We start from the raw sequence: 17,793 nt of genomic DNA, 5'->3' as shown, positions 1-17,793 counted from the left end.
TATGGCGCTGCAGCTCGCACACCGCAAATTCAGCTACAAACGCAAGCTGGTTCTGCTGCAAAAAGGTACGGAGCCGGATAAGCGGCTGTATTTGATCCATGACGGCACCGGCCGGATTGAAGGGTATTTTCCCTTCTGCCCCGGTGTCGACAACAGGTTCAATATATATGGCATTGCCCCGGATGAAGCCGTCGACGGTCTCCCCCGCAATCTAACGATTGAGCAGCTTGCCGCCGAGTACACCGAATGGATCAGGCTGCAAGGAGCCGGCCCGTATTATCTGGCGGGCTGGTCCATCGGAGGCACCCTGGCGCTGGAGATGGCCTTGCTGCTGGAGCGGCAAGGGGAGGAAGTCCGGCTGTGCTGTATGTTCGATACTCCGCAGCCCGGCTATTATCCCAAGGACAGCCAGCCGTTGTTCTCTGCGGCCGGCGAATATAGCTTGTTCAGTCCATTCATGAATGACACTATGCTTTCCAGCCGGCTGCAGGCGGAGGAAGACCTTGAGGCATGGTACAGCCACCTGCTGCAATCCCCGGATGGGGTAGACTGGGCACGCTTTTACAGCTTTATGGACGAGGATTGGCCGTTTCCCTTGAACAGACTCGGAACGCTGACCCCCGTAGAGCGGCTGTATTTGCTTAACCAGAACCGAACGCTTCATCTGGCCAGGCTGCAATATGTTCCCGCACGCTCCGCAGGCTTTCCGGTTCACCTGATCAAAGCGTTAACCGATCCTATTGACGGGCTTGAGTCCTGGGCGTTGCATTGCCCCCGTCTGGCGGTTTATGAAGTTGCCGCGTCCCATTACGAGTTGTTCGGGGCAGAGACCGGGGCGCAATTGGCCGGTATCTTAAATACCATTCTGGAAAAGGAGTCTCCCTATGACCCAATTGTTCGATAGCGTATATGACCTGCACCGGAGCAGATTGGAGCTGCTGCCGCAGCTTGACCGTCCAAAGCTCGGCTTCAGCTCGATTTACATGCCGGAAGAGCTTCTGTATGCCGCCGGCATCGCCCCGTTCCGCCTGACCGGAGAGACGCGCACCGTAAGCTCGGAGGCGTCCTCCATTCTGTCGAACAACTTCTGCTCCTATATCCTCAGCTGCTTCAGCGAGGGGCTGGATGAAGTGTATTCCTTCGCGGACGGACATGTGTTTCTGGACACCTGCGATATGCGCAAACGCCTGTACGAGGTATGGCAGAAGCATGTCGGGGGGCAGTTCTATCATCTGCTGGAATTGCCGAAGGACACGAAGCCCGCGTCCTTCAGTTATTACCGGTTCCAGCTTAAGCGGCTGCTGGGTGACCTGGAGGAGCACTATGGAGTCACCATCGACGAAGAAGCACTGCGCGGAGCAATCCGGCTGTGCAATGAGTCGCGCAGACTGCTGCGGACGGCCAGCCGTATGCGCAATGAAGGCATTCTGCCGATACAATCCATGCAATTGCTGGAGCTCGTCAAGGCAGGCAGCGCCGGGATGAAGGAGGAATTCAACCGCAGATTGTCCGCAGCGCTCCGGGAATATGAAGGTGTGGAAGCACCGGCGTCTCCGAACGGCTGCAAGGTGCTGATCAGCGGCAGTTATTTTGATAATCCCAGCATTCTGGAGGTGATTGAACGGACCGGCGCCCGTATCGTTTGCGAGGATCTCAGCACGGGCTTTAATTACTTTGCCGGTGAGATCAACGAGGACGCGGAAGATCCGTTGTCCGCCATTGCCGACTATTATCTGGGAAAGGCCGTCAGCGCACGCATGATTGATGCCGACCGCAGGGCAGCGCATATCCGCGATCTCGTGGAAGAGCATGAAATTGATGCGGTACTGTATGTGTCGCTGAAATTCTGCGATACCAATCTGATGGATTACCCCTATATCCGCCATTCGCTGGCCCAGCAGGGCATCCCGGTGCTCTTCATCGAGTCGGAGCAGCATATGACGAATATCCAGAGCATCCGGACGCGGATTCAGACCTTTTTTGAGACCAGAATATCCTAAGGAGGAGGCGCCTATGATACTGACCCGCGAGTTCAAGCTGATTGACGGCAATGACCGGAAGCTGCAGGCGAGGAAAATGAGAGAGAATCTGACCAGCTACAATATGGACAACTATATCGAGCCCAGCTTCCCCAAGACAGCCCGTTACCGCTCGCTGTTCAATGCCTATTACATTACCGAATGCTTCAAGGAGCAGACGAAGGTGGCCTACGTGGGTGAGGTGTTCCCCAATGAGCTGTTATTTGCCTTCGGATTCATCTCGCTGAATTTTGAGAGCATCTCGACCCTGTTCTCGCAATCGGAAGCCATCGACATGTGCCTGCGGCTGACCGAAGAGAATTACCTCCCCCGGGATTTATGCTCCAGTGTGCGCGCCGCCTACGGTGCCGCATTGGCGAATTGCCTGCCGCGGCCCGACATGATTATTATCAACAACCATCTGTGCGACGGGCTGTCCAAGCTCGGGTTTCAATTCAGCAAAATCTATGACACGGTATACAGCACCTTCAATGTGCCTCTCCAGGAAACGGATGAATCGGTGGCCTATCTGGCTGAGCAATTCCAGCATGTGCTGCAGGAGATCGAGCAGGCTACCGGGATGGCGTATGATGATGCGCGGTTCCGCCAGGTGATCGCATTGTCCAACGAGGCCAAGGATTATTTTCTGAAGACCATCGATATTGCCAAAAAGGTTCATATCCCCGGACTGCAGCGCGAGCTGTATGAGATTATGGCCGTCAACTGCTGGGGCATGAAAGAGATGGTCAAGATATGCCGGACGCTGTATGACGAGACTCAGGAGAAGCTGGCAGCCGGAGAAACCGCGCCGCGTATGAAGCGAATGCTCTGGGTCGGTCTCGCGCCTGACCAATCCCATGAAATGGTCCAGTACCTGGAGCACAAAATCGAGCTCGTCTACTGGACAACCTATTGGGAAGGTAACTTGATGCTGCTGGATTCCGGGCAGACGCTTGAGACGATGGCCAGACGCTCCATATCCTATCTGTGGAACTCGGTCCGCATGCGGGAGCAAACCGCTTATGTCTGCGACGAGAACGAGATCGACTGCATTATTCTGGTCAACACCTGGGGCTGCCGCAACATGATGGGCTTGGGACAAGCTGTCCGTGAAATGGCGCTGCTGAAGAAAATCAAGTTTCTGTCGGTCGATGTGGATATCCGGGACAAAAATAATTATTCATTCTCCCAGGTGAAAAACCGCATTGATGCCTTCCTGGAAATTCTTTAAACCTAAGCATAAAGGAGAAATCAATCATGATAACAGTTGGAATCGACATCGGCTCACTCTCGACCAAGTCGGCAGTGCTCAAGGACAAACAAGAAGTACTGGCTTACGACGTGATCTATACAGGCGGCAACAACCGGCAATCGGCCCAGACCACCTTCCGCAATGTACTGGATAAGGCCGGACTGACGGAGGATCAGGTGGATGTAGTGGTTACCACCGGTTATGGCCGTGAAAACGTACCGTTCTCCAATAAAAACTTCTCCGAAATCACCTGCCACGCAAAGGGGATGTATTTCCTCAATCCGGAAATCCGGACCATTCTGGATATCGGGGGCCAGGACAGTAAAGCGATCCAGCTGGATGATGACGGCAATGTGCTTAACTTTCTGATGAATGACAAATGCGCTGCCGGCTGCGGGCGCTTCCTTGATATTATTGCCAGAGCGCTCAACGTACAATTGGAAGAGATGGGGGAAATATCGCTCGCTTCCACGTCGGCCGCGCGCATCAGCAGCATGTGCTCCGTATTTGCGGAGACCGAGGTGGTATCCCTGGTAGCGGTTGGGACGCCTGCACCCGATATTGTCAAAGGCGTCCATGATTCCATCGCCACCCGTTCCATCGCTCTGCTGAAATCGGTGGGTATCCGTGAACCGCTCGGGATGAGCGGAGGCGTAGCCAAGAACATCGGAATTATTAATTCCCTGCAGGAAAAGCTCAAAATGAAGGTGCACGTCACCGATTATCCGCAGGTTACAGGTGCGATTGGTGCAGCCTATCTGGGATAATTGTCAATTCTTTTAGGAAAGGAGGGAATCTGCTTGGATCAGACCGCCGCTTCAGAACCGGTATCCTACAGGAATATTATCCGCATAACGTATCCCATTATCTTATCGATGTTCTCCATTAATATTATGGTGTTCATCGACAGAGCCTTTGTCGCCCGTTACGACACGACGCAATTTGCGGCGGTGATGCCGGCCAGCAACGTAGCTACCTCACTGGCGAGCATCTTTCTCGGGGTCGTCGGGTTCTCTTCCACGCTGATCTCGCACCATTATGGAGCGGGGGACCGTAAAAGCAGCAGCAGAACATTGTGGCAGGGGATATACATCAGCCTGCTGTCCACCTTGGGGCTGCTCGCCATATCGCCGCTGGTTGCCCAAATCTTCTCGCTGATGGGACACGGCGGTGAGCTTCTGGCTTATGAGAAGCAATTTTTCTATTTGATGATCCTGTCGAACAGCGTTCAGATTATGATTGCCGCCTGCTCCAGCCTGTTCCGGGGAGTGGGCGATACCAAGAAAATTCTGTATGTTTCCGTCATTGCGAATCTGTGCAATATTCTGCTGGATTGGCTGCTTATCTTCGGAAACTGGGGGTTTCCCGAGCTGGGAGGGATCAAGGGCGCCGGGCTGGCTACCTTATTCAGCTGTCTGCTGAATCTGCTGCTGACCGTTCTGCTGTTATGTACCCCGGCCTATAAGAAAGGATTTGAGGTATTCAAGCATTGGAAGCCGGACCTTGCGCCATTCAAGAAGATCTGGAAATTTGGTTTGCCTTCAGGGATTCAGTCGTTTGTGGGAACAGCCTACTTCAGTCTGCTGCTGCTTATCCTCGGCGGCACGGGGGAAAATGATCTCACTGCAGCCAATATCGTGTTTACCATCGAGGGTCTGTCGATCTTTCCGATATGGGGACTAGGCAATGCGCTCAGTATTGTAGCGGCCCAGGAGCGGGGAGGAGGGAGAACGGATAATATCTCAGGTGTATTGCGCAAAGGCCTGTGGCTCGCACTCGGCTTCAATGTGCTGATTATTGCGGTCTTTAATCTGCTGCCCGGTCCGCTGATCTCCATCTTCCATGACCCCAGCTCTCCGGGCTATCAGGCAGTGCTTGATATTACCATTCCGCTGGTTCGGCTCACCTCTGTCTGGATTATTTTTGATTCCGTACAGATTGTCATTGGCAGCATTCTCAAGGCAGCCGGTGACACCCTGTTTATGATGAAGCTGTATTTGCTGATGCCCATCGTCTTTTATCTGGTGCTGCCCTATCTTACATACACTGTGGCCGGTTACTCGCTTTACTGGGTATGGCTGGAGCTGCTGGCGTTCACGCTGGCGATGCTGCTGTTTGTAGGTAAGAGGTATCTGGACGGGAAGTGGCGGCAAATCGAAGTGTTGAAGCCGCCGTCGGTATCGGCTTAAGGCCGACGATATGACGAGAAGTTCTAGCCGATAAACAATGTGAGGACTCCTTCAATCCGCCGCCTTCCCGGCTAGCCGGCGGATTATAAGGACGGCCGCCTCCAGCAGCGAGGAAGCTGTAAGGTCCGCCGCCGGCTGCTTCGCTGCCCGGCGCTTCCGGCCGGCGATGCGCACCGTCATCGTACCGGCCGCTTGCCCGGCCTGGATGTCCGACTCCATATCGCCGACCATATAGCTCTGCGCCAAGTCAATGCCGTGCCGCTCTGCGAGCTCCAGGATCATGCCGGGCTGGGGCTTCCGGCAGGAGCAGCCTGCTTGCGGCCTGTGTGTGCAGGCGAGGATCTCGTCGATGTGCGCGCCCCGCTCCGCCAGCAGCGCTTCCAGCCGCCCGTGCACCGCCGACAGCGCTGAACGGCTCATCCGCCCCAGCCCGACACCGCCCTGGTTGGTGACGATATAGACCGCATAGCCCGCCTGATGCAGGCCGGCCACCGCTTCCGCCGCCCCCGGCAGTAAATAGACATCCTCCGGCTTGTTAACATAGCGGACCCGCTTTGTTTTGACCTCGGTTAGTACGCCATCCCGGTCCAGAAAGACCGCTCTACGTCCAGTTTGTTCCACGCCCATTGAACCTTCTCCCTTCTTCTCTTTCTAAACACTATACCCGCAGGACAGCTCCAGCACACTTCATGCCTACCACTTCTTCATATCTACCAATTCTTCATCCCTGCCATAAGAAGGAAGCCCCGGACCCGCCTGCCGCTTGATTGTCCCATAGTCAAAGCGGTTAATAATGGGCATTGACGAATTGAACAGAGGAGGTTACCGGCATGCAGACGATCTGGAAGGGCGCTGTCATCTTCGGACTGGTCAATGTGCCTGTCAAAATGTACACCGCAACTCACGACAACGATATTCCGCTGCGGATGCTGCACCGCGAATACAATGAACCGATCCATTACAGCCGTACCTGCCCGAAATGCGAGCAGGAGGTCGCCTGGAGCGATATCGTCAAGGGCTACGAATATGAGGAGGGGCACTTCGTTACCTTCGACAAGGAGGAGCTGGAGGAGCTGGCCTCCGAGACTTCGCGGGAGATCCGGATTCTGGACTTCGTTGATCTCGCCGATATCGATCCGATTTACTATCAGAAGACCTATTATTTGTCGCCCGAAGAGACGGGAGTGCATGCATACAAGCTGCTGGTGGAGGCTTTGAAAGCAACGGAGAAGATCGGCATCGCCAATGTGACGATCCGCCAGAAGAGCAGTCTGGCAGCCGTGCGTGTCGTCGACGGTGTGCTGTCGCTGGTTACGATGTTCTACGAAGAGGAAATCCGCGACCGTAAGCAGATTCCGGGCCTGCCGGATGATGAGAAGGTGGACCGCCGCGAGCTGGATATGGCGAAGACGCTGATCGGCCAGCTTACCGGCGACTTCGAGCCGGAGAAATACAAGGATGAATACCGGGAGCGCCTGATGGAAGCTATTGAGGACAAAATAGAAGGACGCGAGGTCAAGGTCGCACCGGAGGAGAAGGTCGGCAATGTGCTTGATCTGATGGATGCGCTCCAGGCCAGCCTTAAGCAGTTGAAGCCGGCCGACCATACAGACAAAGGGAAAGGGACGAGCAAGGAGACGAAGGGACCCGCGACGAAAAACCGCAGCAAAGGGCGCTCCAAGCGTACCGGAGCTTAAGGCATGCAGCCGCTGCTGCCCATGTCTCCGATACTGGTCCGCGAGCTTCCGCAGGGCGAGGATTGGCGTTACCAGCTGAAATGGGACGGCTTCCGGACCATTGCGGCGGTGCAGGACGGCCGGGCTGCCCTGTGGTCGAAGCAAATGCTGCCCAAGACGGCCGTCTATCCCGAGCTGGCGGCGGCGCTGTCCCGGCAGCACGGCAGCTTTGTGCTGGACGGGGAAGCCGTTATTCTGGAGCCGGGCTCCGGCCGGCCCAGCTTCCAGCTGATGCAGAAGCGGGATAAGCTGCAGGACCCGCAGCTTATCGCCCAGGCGGCCGTGCAAAGGCCGGTACAGTATGTGCTCTTCGATCTGCTGTACGAAGACGGCGAGGACCTGCGCGGCCTGCCGTTTGAAGAGCGGAACCGGCGGCTCCGCGCCCTGGCCGCTGATTGGGGGCCGCCGTTATACCTGGCGGACACCTTTGAGGATGGCGAAGCCCTCTGGAACTGGGTGGCCGAGCATGGCTGGGAGGGTGTAATCGCCAAGCGGAGCGGCAGCCTGTACCGCGCAGGCAAAGATCATGCCGACTGGTACAAGCGCAAAGCCTCCTTTCATTATGAGGCCCTGGTTGTGGCCGTGCTGTACAAGGAAGGCCGGCTGTCCAGTCTGGCGATGGTCCGGGAAGGCCGTTATTTCGGCCGGATCTCGTCCGGCCTGAACGAGTCCGCGAAGGCGCAGCTGGCCCGGCTGGATATGAGCGGCCGGGCCGCAGACTATTTCCCGGCCGGATTGCCGGAGGGATTGCGCGGCGCCGATATCCGCTGGCTGAAGCAGCCGCTGACCGTTCAGGTCAGCGGGCGGGAGGTCACCGAAGCCGGGCTGCTGCGTCAACCGAAACTGCAGGAGCTGGAGGGGATTATCCGATGAGCAGCAATGAACTTGAGGTTGAGGGCAACCGGATTGCCGTTACCCATCCGGGCAAGCTGCTCTGGCCGGAGGCAGGCATCCGCAAGGCGGATTACCTGGGCAAGCTGATTGCGCTGGCACCTTACCTGCTCCCTTACTGCCGGAACCGCTATTTGACGACAATCCGTTATCCAGGCGGGGTGGACGAGAAGCCGTTCTATCAAAAGAATGCGCCGGGTGGCCTTCCGGATTTCGTCGACACAGCCGACCACAATGCTATCCGCTATGTGAACTTAAATTCGCTGTCTACTCTGCTATGGCTTGGGAATCTAGATGCGCTGGAATTCCATCCGTCCTTTGAATTTATCGGCGGGGAGGAGCCGGCGGAATGGGTTCTGGATATTGACCCCAGCGAAGGAGGGGAGAGCGGGCTGATGGAGGCGGTGTCGCTGATCGGCGAGACGCTCGTAGACATGGGGATTGCTTCCGTCCCGAAGACCTCGGGAGCGACCGGGGTCCAGATCATCATCCCGCTGCAGCCGGGATACACGTTCGACCAGCTGCGCAAGCTGGGGTCCTTCACGGGGCATTATCTGGCGGACAAGTATCCGAAGCTCTTCACGGTGGAGCGCCGGCTGCGTGACCGGGAAGGCCGGATTTATATCGATTATGTCCAGCACGCGGCGGGCAAAAGCTTAGCCGCCCCCTACACGCCGCGGGGCCGTGCGGAAGCGACGGTCAGCACGCCGCTGACCTGGGAGGAAGTGCGGCAGAATGCCGATCCGAAGGCGTTTCACCTGCTCAATATCGAGGAGCGGTTGCAGGTACGCGGAGATTTGCTGGCAGAGGCTGCGCCGCAGAATCTGGATGCCGTACTTGATTTTGTCGGCAAGCAGGGATCGCGTCTAAGGCTGGATTAAATGGAATTTACCAATATCATCTATTATCTAAGGAGGAAGTTACCATGGAAGACAAACGCAAGAATAACGTTCATGTTACCCCCAATGAGAACGGCGGCTGGGACAATCAGCAGGGCGGCGAGAAGCTTAGCCATCACAGCACCAAGGCAGACGCGGAGGAGCGCGGCAAGGAGGAAGCCCGCAAAGCCGAAACCGAGCTGAAAATTCATAACAAGGACGGTAAAATATCGGATTCCATCAGCTACGGCAACGATCCTTATCCGCCGAAGGGCTAAGAACAGGGAGGAATAGCCGAAGAGCTGATCATTTCAGACAGCCCGCCCTTGTTCGGACCCCGTAATTCTGCTTATATTAAGAGAGCAGCTCTGGCCGGATACAGGCAAGCTCCGGCAGAGACGGCTAATCCGAACATCAGGGGGCAATCGAATGATTCAGCAAATCGGACAAGTCATGCTTTACATGGAGGATCAAGACCGCGCTTTACGTTTTTGGCGGGATAAAGTCGGCTTTGCCGTAGTATCCGAAATGGACCAGGGCGAGGGGCTGCGCTGGATTGAAATCGCCCCGCAAGCGGGAGCGCAGACGACCTTTGTGCTGCAGAACAAGAAATGGGTGGAGCAGTATGAACCGGACCTGAATACAGGCACTCCTTCGATCCTGTTTTATTCGGATAATGTTGACGGACTGTATGCTTCCTTTCAGGAGAAGGGTATTACCGTCGGTGATCTGGTAGAGATGGCCGGAAGCCGGGTATTCAATTTCGCCGATGATGAGAATAATTATTTTGCCGTAATAGAGAAGCGGTAACTACAAAGAGAATTTTCAGCGTCTCCACTCCGTGGGGGCGCTTTTATTTGGTTCTGGAGTTTAGGCGGGAATAGATTCAGACCCCTTTCAGCGCATTTTCATCTGGTATTCAGATTGGCTGTTTATAATACGTTCATCAACGCTGCTGCAAAGGGGTTATTTCATGGTCAAAAGATTTCATCAAGCGCTGTACCTCCTGCTCGCATTCTTCCTGGCCCTCTTCATTACTTCGGCATTTTGGATCAGAGCAAAATATATCTATTCCGTCTACGGTGATACGCCTGTGCTTGAGTCCCAGCGGATCGGTCTGCTGATCGTTTGGGTGGCTGCGGCTGCCGCTGCCGGTCTGGCCATGCTCTATTTGGGCCGGAAGCTGGGGAAATACCGTCCGAAGCTCGTCATTCCGCTAATCCTGCTCGGTTCTCTGGCGGTTCAGGTCGGGGTGATATTTGCTTTTCCCCGCTTGCCGACGGACGATTCACAGACTGTTCTCTCCCTGGCGCTGGATATGCTGTACCGGAACGATTATTCTTCCTTTCAGACCGGGGGCTATCTGCATATGTTTCCGTTTAATTTCTCGACGGTGCTGTACTTAAAGACCTTGCTGTTTATTTTTCCGGACAATTATCTGGTCTTGAAAATATTCAACATCCTCTTCATGCTCATAACCTCGCTCATGATATACCTGCTGTACAAGGAATTAAGCGGCAAAGACGGGGAGCAGGATTACGGGGTGCTGCTGTTCGCGGCCACCTATGTCCCTGCCGTGCTGATGAGCAATTTTATATACAATGATGTGATAGCTACCGCCGCTCTGACCTTGGCCCTGTATTTCGCCGTCAGATTTATGAAACAGCGTTCGCTGAAGCTCATTATAATCAGCGGAGTCCTGCTGGCGCTCGGCAACTATTTCCGCAGTATCGGGGTTATCTTCCTGATTGCCATTGCATTAAGTTTGTTACTGAAGGTGCGAACCGTGGGCTTGCGGAGAACGCTGATTGCGCTGGGTATCTTAGCCGTGCTCTTCAATGTTCCAGGCTGGATACAAAATGCCGTGCTGCAGGGGAGCGGAGTGGTCGGAGAACCGGTCAACGCTAATTCCGCACCGGTCTATATGTGGCTGAACATGGGCGTTAACCAGGAGACGTTCGGATTCTGGGACAACCGGGCCAGCTATAATATTTATCAAAGAGAAGCGGGCTATAACAAGGAGGCAAGCACGGAGCTGTTCAAAGAGAACATCCGCAGCACTTTATCCGAAGCAAGTGCGGGCGAGCTGGTCCGGACGTATTACAAGAAGCTGATCTGGACCTGGACGGAGGGGACCTATCAGATGGAACGTTATGGGATCGGCAATGACGGCTCGGCTGCTGCGGGCCGGGGGACCGGGATGCTGCTGGACCGCTACAGCTATACCACTGTCTTTACGCATGCCTTCGCCGGAGATTCGCTGTACCGCATCGGCCTGATCTGGTTCGCGTATGCGCTCAATCTTGTGATGTATGCCGGTACGGTCGTCAGGCTGATCGGCAGCATACGCACAGGCCGGACCGCCGAAGTACCGCTCGTGCTTGTGATTCTGGGGTTTGTTGGTTTCTATCTCCTGTGGGAAATTAAATCGCGCTACCTGTTCCCGGTCTATCCACTTTTGATTGTGCTATCCTGTATGGGCTTCAAAGACTTGTACCGCTGCATGATTCCACTTATGATGAGGGGGACCCGACATGTGCGTTCGTAAGCGTATTTTGCTGCTCTTGGCGGGGCTGCTGGCTTCAGCGCTCTTAACGTCCTGCGAGGCTGTCACGGCACAGCACATCGACAGCTCCGGATCAGGGTTTCAGTCCGGCGGTCAGCCGGGCGACGGGGGAGGCCGAGTCCGCGGAGGAGCCGGTCAGGGCATGGACAGAGCATGGCAGGAGGACGAAAGCAGACCGGGCTTCGGCGGACGGCAGGGAACGGTCCGCAACCCGGACAACAAATGAGGAGGTTATTTGTGGATAGAGGACATGAAGTTCTGTTTGAGCAGTTGACTGCGTACCGCAGCGAGCTGCTTGGTGTTGTAGCGGACATTTCGGATGCTGAGGCGGAAATCATACCTTCCGGTTTTAACAACAATATCCACTGGAATCTGGGGCATCTGTATACCGATCAGTTTCTTTGGCTCCAGGCGCTGACCGGAGAGCGGCAGCCAATCCCGGCGGAATATTTGAAATGGTTCGGGTATGGCACGAATCCGGCGGATTTTACGGAGCTGACCCCTTCGCTGGATGAGCTTAAGACCCTGCTCCGGCAGCAGCCGCTGGCGATTCGTCAAACGTACGGGGAACGCATGGAGGAGGTATTCCCTGAAACGGAAATGGGGATGTTCACGGTCAGCCAGGTTCTGGTTAGAACGATCTTTCATGAGGGGCTGCATCTCGGAGCCATTCTGGCCATCAAGCGCCACCTTAGAACATTGCAATAAAGATAAAGCAGCGGCATCTTCCTCTTCGGAAGTGCCGCTGCTTTATTCTGCATAACGTCTTTAGTTCTGCCAATCTACCGTGACTTCACCGACACCGCTGGCAGGCGCGGTGTACGTATGGTTGTTGCCGCCTTCCCAGGTAACGGTGCTGCCGGCCACCTTCAGGAATTTGAACTGCAGGCTGGCACCGGCCGGAACACTGACATCGAAATACCAGGTCGGATAGGCAGCCTCGACCACATTGTACAGCGGGCCGACGGCCGTGGCCGGAGTCCACGAGCCAAGCTCGGCGACGTTGCCGGTCAGATAGACATTGCTGCCAAGCGTTGTTGTGGCGTTATTGACCTTGAACCGTACGGTGACCTGGTCGGCGGTCAACACTTTGTAGTTGCTGAAGCTGTTGCTGGTCACATTCGCCGCAGTCTTCACGGATACGGTTGTAGTGCCTGCCGCAACGGCAGGGATCTTCACTTTAATCTGCGTATCCTCCCAGCTGACGATGTTCGCGCCGGTAGCTGCCGTTGTGCCGAAGTATACTGTGCCGCTGCCGGAGCCGAAGCCGCGGCCGTCGATAGTTACCGTATTGCCCGGCTTGCCCATGGTTGGGCCGACATTGGCGACGGTTGGCGTAGTCTCCGGTGCGGTGTACTGCCAGACCGCCGTTCCGCCGGCGGCCAGGGTGAAGTTGGTCACCGCACCGGTGGAGCTTGCGGTGATGGAGCCGCCGCCCAGAAGACCGCCGAGTACATCCGTGTAGGTTCCTCCCGGGAGCGAAGACAGCAGACCCGTGATCGGATAAGACAGGGAGGTGTTGCGGTTAATGGCAACGAGAGCAACGCTCTTGCCAAATTTGCGTTCAAAGATGAACACATCATCATTCACCCAGCGCTGCGTGGTTGAGCCGTAAGCAATCGCCGGGTTGGATTTGCGCAGTGGAGCCAGCGCCTGGATCAGCTTATAAGCGTTGGTATTGGTATTAAAGCCTGTCATCATCGCCCGGTTATTCGGGTCACCGACTCCGCTCATGTACTGCTCGGTGCCGTAATAAATCGCCGGAACCCCACGGGAGGTCAAGGTGAGCGCCAGTGCCTGCTCGGTAGGTCTGGTGCTGGCTCCGGCCACCTGAAACCGGTCCATATCATGGTTGTCGATAAAGGTTACCATGTTGTTGAGATAATTGTAACTGGAGGCTGTGGAGGTCAGGACCGAATTCAGATCGGTCATGGATTCGGTTTTGTCCTTAAACACCTCGCGGACTTCCTGCGCATAAGCGAAATCCAGCAGGTGCATCCCGCTGTTATTGGCGAATTTGATGTTCTCGCTGCTGATTTCATCGACGCCGAGGAACCACTCTCCGAAGGTAAAGACCGGATTGGCGCTGCTGTAAATGGAGGAGACGTAGCTCTTTTGCCAGCCCTCAGGCATATGCTTCACTGCATCGAAGCGGATACCGTCCACGCCCATGTTCAGCCACAGCTGGATCGCTTCCTTGAAGTAGGTGTCAATGGCCGCGTTGTTCTGGTTAATGTCCGCCAGGTCGTAGAGGTTACGGTAAATGCCGCTTTCAATAGTGGAGAAGTCAGTACCTCCGTTATGGTGGAACAGGTTGTTCGGATCGCTGCCGTATTTGGCGAGCAGGCTTCCGTTATTGTAGAGTGCGCCGTTCTCGGCGAAGCTGGCATCCGTCGACGAAGCCGGGCTGGTATGATTCGGGGCAAAGTCGATAATAACTTTGATATTATGGGCATGGGCCGTCGTGATCAGATTCTGAAAATCACTGAAGCTGCCGAAGGCGGCATTCGTCTTCTTGAAATCACGGGCCCAATAGCCGTGATAAGCGGCGTTGTTCACACCGGAATAGTTAATGACCGAGGTGATATTCTCCACCGGCTGGGAAATCCAGATGGCCGTAACGCCCATTCCCGTCAGATATCCGTCATTGATTTTATTGATAATGCCTTGCCAGTCTCCGCCAAAATACAGCTTCAAATTCGATTTGTTCGCGCTGAAGGCGGCTCCGGCCGGATTGTTGGCAGTGTTGCCGTCTACAAACCGGTCTGTGACAATCTGATAGATTACATCCGTGCTGTAATTGAGCTTGTTGCTTACGCTGGTATCCGGGGCGGCCAGGGCAGGCAGGGCCGTGCCAAGCACCAGGCTGACTGATAGAGCTGCGGTACCGATCCATTTACTGTAAGATTTCATTGGGCGTCTCCTCTCAAATGTTGCTGCAAATGTTGCTCTGTTGCCGTCACGTCCGCTCCGGCTGCGGCTGCGCATCCGCAGACCCTTCAAGGACGTTCAGAGTTTAGGCGAATCGTTTGCACAAAATCCAATGAGAAACCGGTTTCCGTATTCAAAATACCACTCTGCCAACTGAGAGTCAATATATAATATGGAAAATAATAGGGTTAAAGATAGAAAAATGGCGTTTGACTAAGGCATGTATGCTGTTGAAATGCGAACTAATGTTTGCTATTGTTGAGGAATAATATGGTTTCTCAGGGAGTGGTCGTGTGGATATCGCTATGGAATTACAGAAGAGTTTACTGGTGAAATTCAGAGGCGAACGTAAATGGACATTGCAGGCGCTCGATCAATTAACTGAGCATGATATTCACTGGGCTGCCAGCAAGGATTGCAACAGCATTGTGAATTTGGTCGCGCATATCAGGGGAGGGGTACATTCGCGGATTGAAACCATCCTGTATGGGATTCCCGACAGCAGAGACCGGGACAAGGAATTCGAACATGGATTGCCCATGACGAAAGAAGAGGCAATCCGGCTCACTGGCGAAGCTTTTGACATCATGATTCAATATGTCGAGCAGCTTGGATCGAACCCGGAATTATGGATGTCGCAGCCGTATCTGGATTTGCCTCCCTTGACCTATAGCCAGGTTAATAATGAAACCACCGCACTTAATATGGTATTGGCTATGTTCAGGGAAATGCACTATCATACCGGCCAGATCATCCACATAGCCAAAGAGCGGGCAGGACAAATGGTATGGCAATACGACTGATACGGCAGCGGAGCACTCTTCGCTGGCAGTGCGTTACACAGGTGTTGAATTGCCTATTGTGTCGCAGTCTCCCTGCTGGTACACTGGTCATCTGCCGATAATTCTGAAGCGGTGTGTGACCCGGATAACGGGGAGGTCGGCGGAATGATCGAACTTTGAAGGGGGATATGGATGAAGCAAGAGTATATTGAAATCGTCAATGCCCGAGAGAACAATCTGAAGAATGTCAGCCTGCAGATCCCGAAAGGACAAATCACGATCTTCACCGGAGTCTCCGGCTCCGGCAAATCATCCATTGTCTTTGACACGGTCGCGCAGGAAGCAGGCCGTCAGTTGAATGAGACATACAGCAGCTTCGTGCGTTTGTTTCTTCCCCGCTACAGCCGGCCGGAGGCCGATGAAATCAACAACCTGTCCACGGCCGTCGTCGTCGACCAGAAGCGGTTAGGCGGCAATGCCCGGTCTACACTGGGAACGGCCACGGATATTAATCCGCTGCTGCGGCTCCTGTATTCCCGGTTTGCCGAGCCCCACCTGGGCTATGGCAATGCTTACTCCTTCAATGATCCCGCCGGCATGTGTCCCGAATGCGAAGGCATTGGACAGACGATCACCCTGAATACCGAGGCAGCGCTGGATATGAGCAAGTCGCTGAATGAAGGCGCGATCCAGTTGCCGGGCCATGCACCGGGTACCTATTACTGGAAGACCTACGGCGATTCCGGCTTTTTTGACAACGATAAGCCCATTAAAGACTATACTCCCAACGAGTTAAAGAAGCTGGTGTATGCGCAGCCTCAGAAGGTGGCGCTCACCCATATGAATACCGACTTCAATGCCACGTACGAGGGGCTTGCTGTCCGCTTCATGCGGACCAATGTGCAGCGGGAGAAGGATTCCACCAAATCCAGCGCCAAAATTCTGAAGAATTTCACGACGGCCTGCGAGTGTCCGGCATGCGGCGGAACCCGCTATAACGCCAAAGTCCTGTCTTCAGTAATCAACGGCTATAACATCCATGAATTGACCGCCATGGAGATAGACGAACTGATCGCCGTGCTGCGCGATTGGAATATGCCTGCGGCCAAGCCGCTGATCGACGGGGTTCTGGAGCGGCTCGGCAATCTGTGCGACATCGGGCTTAGCTATATGAGCCTGACACGGGAGACGCCGTCGCTATCCGGCGGAGAGTCCCAGCGCGTCAAGATGGTCAAATACTTGTCCAGCAATCTGACCGGGCTGATGTATATCTTCGATGAACCAAGCACCGGTCTTCATCCGCGCGATGTGCATCTGCTGAATGAATTGCTCGTTAAGCTGCGGGACAAGGGCAATACCGTCCTCGTTGTCGAGCATGATCCGGATGTCATCCGCATTGCCGATCATGTCATCGATGTCGGACCGAAGGCCGGCTCCGGCGGCGGACAGATATTGTACAGCGGCAGCTATGACGGTTTGCTGACCTCCGGGACCCTGACCGCCGAGTATTTGAGCAGAAGTGTGCAGATGAACCAGCAGCCCCGGCCGGCGGGTGAATTCCTGGAGAGCCGCCGAAGCAGCCTGCATAATCTGAAGAACATTGGTTTACGGGTTCCCAAAGGCTTGTTCACCGTAGTCACAGGTGTGGCCGGCTCCGGCAAAAGCACACTGGTCAACAAGGTATTCACCCGGGATTATCCGGACGCCGTCCGTATCGACCAAAGTCCGGTTCATGCGAACAGCCGCTCCAATCCGGCCACCTTTGTGGATATCATGTCGGCGATCCGCAAAGCTTTTGCAGCAGCCAACCAGGTGGAGGCCGGATTGTTCAGCTTTAACTCCACCGGTGCCTGTCCGGCCTGCGGCGGAACAGGGGTACTTGAGCTGAATATGTCTTTTATGGACAAGATGGAAGTGGAATGCAGTGAATGCGGCGGCAGCCGATATAAGCAGGAAGTGCTTCAGTATCAATACAAGGGCAAGAATATCGTCGACATTATGGAGATGACGGTTTCCGAGGCGCTGGAATTTTTCGAAACGAAGGATATCCGCGGCAAGCTGAACGGTCTGGAAACGGTGGGACTGGGATATCTGACGCTGGGACAACCCCTCAGCACGCTGTCCGGCGGGGAATGCCAGCGGCTGAAGCTGGCCAAGGAGCTCGGCACGAAGGGGAGCATCTATATTCTGGATGAACCTACAACCGGCTTGCATATGTCCGACGTATCCAACATTGTGAAGATTATCAACACCTTCGTCGATAAAGGCAACACCGTCATTGTCATCGAGCATAATCTGGATGTCATTCGCAGCGGCGACTGGATCATTGACCTGGGTCCGGACGGCGGCAGCGGCGGCGGAGAGCTGCTGTACGAAGGGCCGCCCGCCGGGCTTGCGGCTTGTGCACAGTCGGTTACGGCGAAGTATATTCTGAATTAGCTCCGCTTTCAGGCGGTTCATATCTTCGGCTTCTGCCTTTATTTCGGAATTCGCCGTCGCATGCCGGGTTATTGTCTCACGAAGACAATAGCCCGGTTTTTGTGATGCGGC

General features: G+C 55.0%; 17 protein-coding genes. 15 read left to right on the top strand and 2 right to left on the bottom strand.

The features are described 5' to 3' along the window. Position 1 precedes the first annotated feature (1 nt). From F1379_RS25530 to F1379_RS25510, 5 genes are read left to right on the top strand one after another with little or no spacing between them, the layout of a single operon-like run. Complete coding sequence (locus tag F1379_RS25530) at positions 2 to 904, top strand: thioesterase domain-containing protein (protein WP_239004810.1); 903 nt, start codon at positions 2 to 4, stop codon at positions 902 to 904. Further along, on the top strand, positions 885 to 2,000 hold the full coding sequence (locus F1379_RS25525) for a 2-hydroxyacyl-CoA dehydratase subunit D (RefSeq protein ID WP_150275295.1): 1,116 nt from the start codon (positions 885 to 887) through the stop codon (positions 1,998 to 2,000). Before F1379_RS25530 ends, F1379_RS25525 begins: the two co-directional genes overlap by 20 nt. Positions 2,001 to 2,013: 13 nt before the next feature. Further along, the gene (locus F1379_RS25520) at positions 2,014 to 3,249 is read left to right on the top strand and encodes a 2-hydroxyacyl-CoA dehydratase subunit D (RefSeq protein ID WP_150275294.1); all 1,236 of its coding nucleotides are present in this window, start codon (positions 2,014 to 2,016) and stop codon (positions 3,247 to 3,249) included. A 26-nt stretch (positions 3,250 to 3,275) separates the two neighbouring features. Next, on the top strand, positions 3,276 to 4,037 hold the full coding sequence (locus tag F1379_RS25515) for an acyl-CoA dehydratase activase (RefSeq protein WP_150275293.1): 762 nt from the start codon (positions 3,276 to 3,278) through the stop codon (positions 4,035 to 4,037). A 33-nt stretch (positions 4,038 to 4,070) separates the two neighbouring features. Continuing rightward, positions 4,071 to 5,459, top strand: coding sequence for an MATE family efflux transporter (locus F1379_RS25510; RefSeq protein WP_150275292.1), 1,389 nt, complete (start codon positions 4,071 to 4,073; stop codon positions 5,457 to 5,459). A 51-nt stretch (positions 5,460 to 5,510) separates the two neighbouring features. On the opposite strand, the gene F1379_RS25505 is transcribed toward F1379_RS25510, so the two are convergent. Beyond that, positions 5,511 to 6,086: a D-glycero-alpha-D-manno-heptose-1,7-bisphosphate 7-phosphatase gene (locus F1379_RS25505; RefSeq protein WP_150275291.1), complete on the bottom strand. Its 576-nt coding sequence runs from the start codon at positions 6,084 to 6,086 to the stop codon at positions 5,511 to 5,513. A 203-nt stretch (positions 6,087 to 6,289) separates the two neighbouring features. On the opposite strand from F1379_RS25505, the gene ku reads away from it, so the two are divergent. From ku to F1379_RS25465, 8 genes are all read left to right on the top strand, one after another. Continuing rightward, complete coding sequence (ku, locus tag F1379_RS25500; RefSeq protein ID WP_150275290.1) at positions 6,290 to 7,156, top strand: non-homologous end joining protein Ku; 867 nt, start codon at positions 6,290 to 6,292, stop codon at positions 7,154 to 7,156. Positions 7,157 to 7,159: 3 nt separating this feature from the next. Next, positions 7,160 to 8,068, top strand: coding sequence for an ATP-dependent DNA ligase (locus tag F1379_RS25495; RefSeq protein ID WP_150275289.1), 909 nt, complete (start codon positions 7,160 to 7,162; stop codon positions 8,066 to 8,068). Further along, positions 8,065 to 8,967, top strand: a complete 903-nt coding sequence (gene ligD, locus F1379_RS25490) for a non-homologous end-joining DNA ligase (RefSeq protein ID WP_150275288.1) — start codon at positions 8,065 to 8,067, stop codon at positions 8,965 to 8,967. Before F1379_RS25495 ends, ligD begins: the two co-directional genes overlap by 4 nt. Before the next feature lie 44 nt (positions 8,968 to 9,011). After that, the gene (locus F1379_RS25485) at positions 9,012 to 9,242 is read left to right on the top strand and encodes a DUF2188 domain-containing protein (RefSeq protein ID WP_150275287.1); all 231 of its coding nucleotides are present in this window, start codon (positions 9,012 to 9,014) and stop codon (positions 9,240 to 9,242) included. Positions 9,243 to 9,393: 151 nt separating this feature from the next. After that, positions 9,394 to 9,774, top strand: coding sequence for a VOC family protein (locus tag F1379_RS25480; protein ID WP_150275286.1), 381 nt, complete (start codon positions 9,394 to 9,396; stop codon positions 9,772 to 9,774). A gap of 163 nt (positions 9,775 to 9,937) precedes the next feature. After that, a complete protein-coding gene (locus tag F1379_RS25475) occupies positions 9,938 to 11,512 on the top strand; it encodes a glycosyltransferase family 39 protein (protein WP_150275285.1) in 1,575 nt (524 codons plus the stop codon). Beyond that, positions 11,499 to 11,756, top strand: a complete 258-nt coding sequence (locus F1379_RS25470; protein ID WP_150275284.1) for a hypothetical protein — start codon at positions 11,499 to 11,501, stop codon at positions 11,754 to 11,756. Before F1379_RS25475 ends, F1379_RS25470 begins: the two co-directional genes overlap by 14 nt. 11 nt (positions 11,757 to 11,767) lie before the next feature. Next, positions 11,768 to 12,238: a DinB family protein gene (locus tag F1379_RS25465; protein ID WP_150275283.1), complete on the top strand. Its 471-nt coding sequence runs from the start codon at positions 11,768 to 11,770 to the stop codon at positions 12,236 to 12,238. Positions 12,239 to 12,298: 60 nt separating this feature from the next. Here the strand turns inward: F1379_RS25465 and F1379_RS25460 are convergent, their stop codons facing one another. Continuing rightward, entirely contained in the window at positions 12,299 to 14,443 is a 2,145-nt protein-coding gene (locus tag F1379_RS25460; RefSeq protein WP_150275282.1) for an alpha-amylase family glycosyl hydrolase, read from the bottom strand. Between the two features lie 311 nt (positions 14,444 to 14,754). Here F1379_RS25460 and F1379_RS25455 point away from each other — a divergent pair, with 311 nt between their 5' ends. Together F1379_RS25455 and F1379_RS25450 are read left to right on the top strand one after the other, a co-directional pair. Beyond that, positions 14,755 to 15,264: a DUF1572 family protein gene (locus tag F1379_RS25455; RefSeq protein WP_150275281.1), complete on the top strand. Its 510-nt coding sequence runs from the start codon at positions 14,755 to 14,757 to the stop codon at positions 15,262 to 15,264. Between the two features lie 171 nt (positions 15,265 to 15,435). Continuing rightward, complete coding sequence (locus tag F1379_RS25450; protein ID WP_150275280.1) at positions 15,436 to 17,682, top strand: ATP-binding cassette domain-containing protein; 2,247 nt, start codon at positions 15,436 to 15,438, stop codon at positions 17,680 to 17,682. Positions 17,683 to 17,793 lie beyond the last annotated feature (111 nt).

The organism is Paenibacillus tepidiphilus, from assembly GCF_008635795.1.
GTDB lineage: Bacteria > Bacillota > Bacilli > Paenibacillales > Paenibacillaceae > Paenibacillus_AQ > Paenibacillus_AQ tepidiphilus.
Note: the sequence above shows the minus strand (reverse complement) of the source record. Positions and strands in the feature narration are given on the sequence as shown.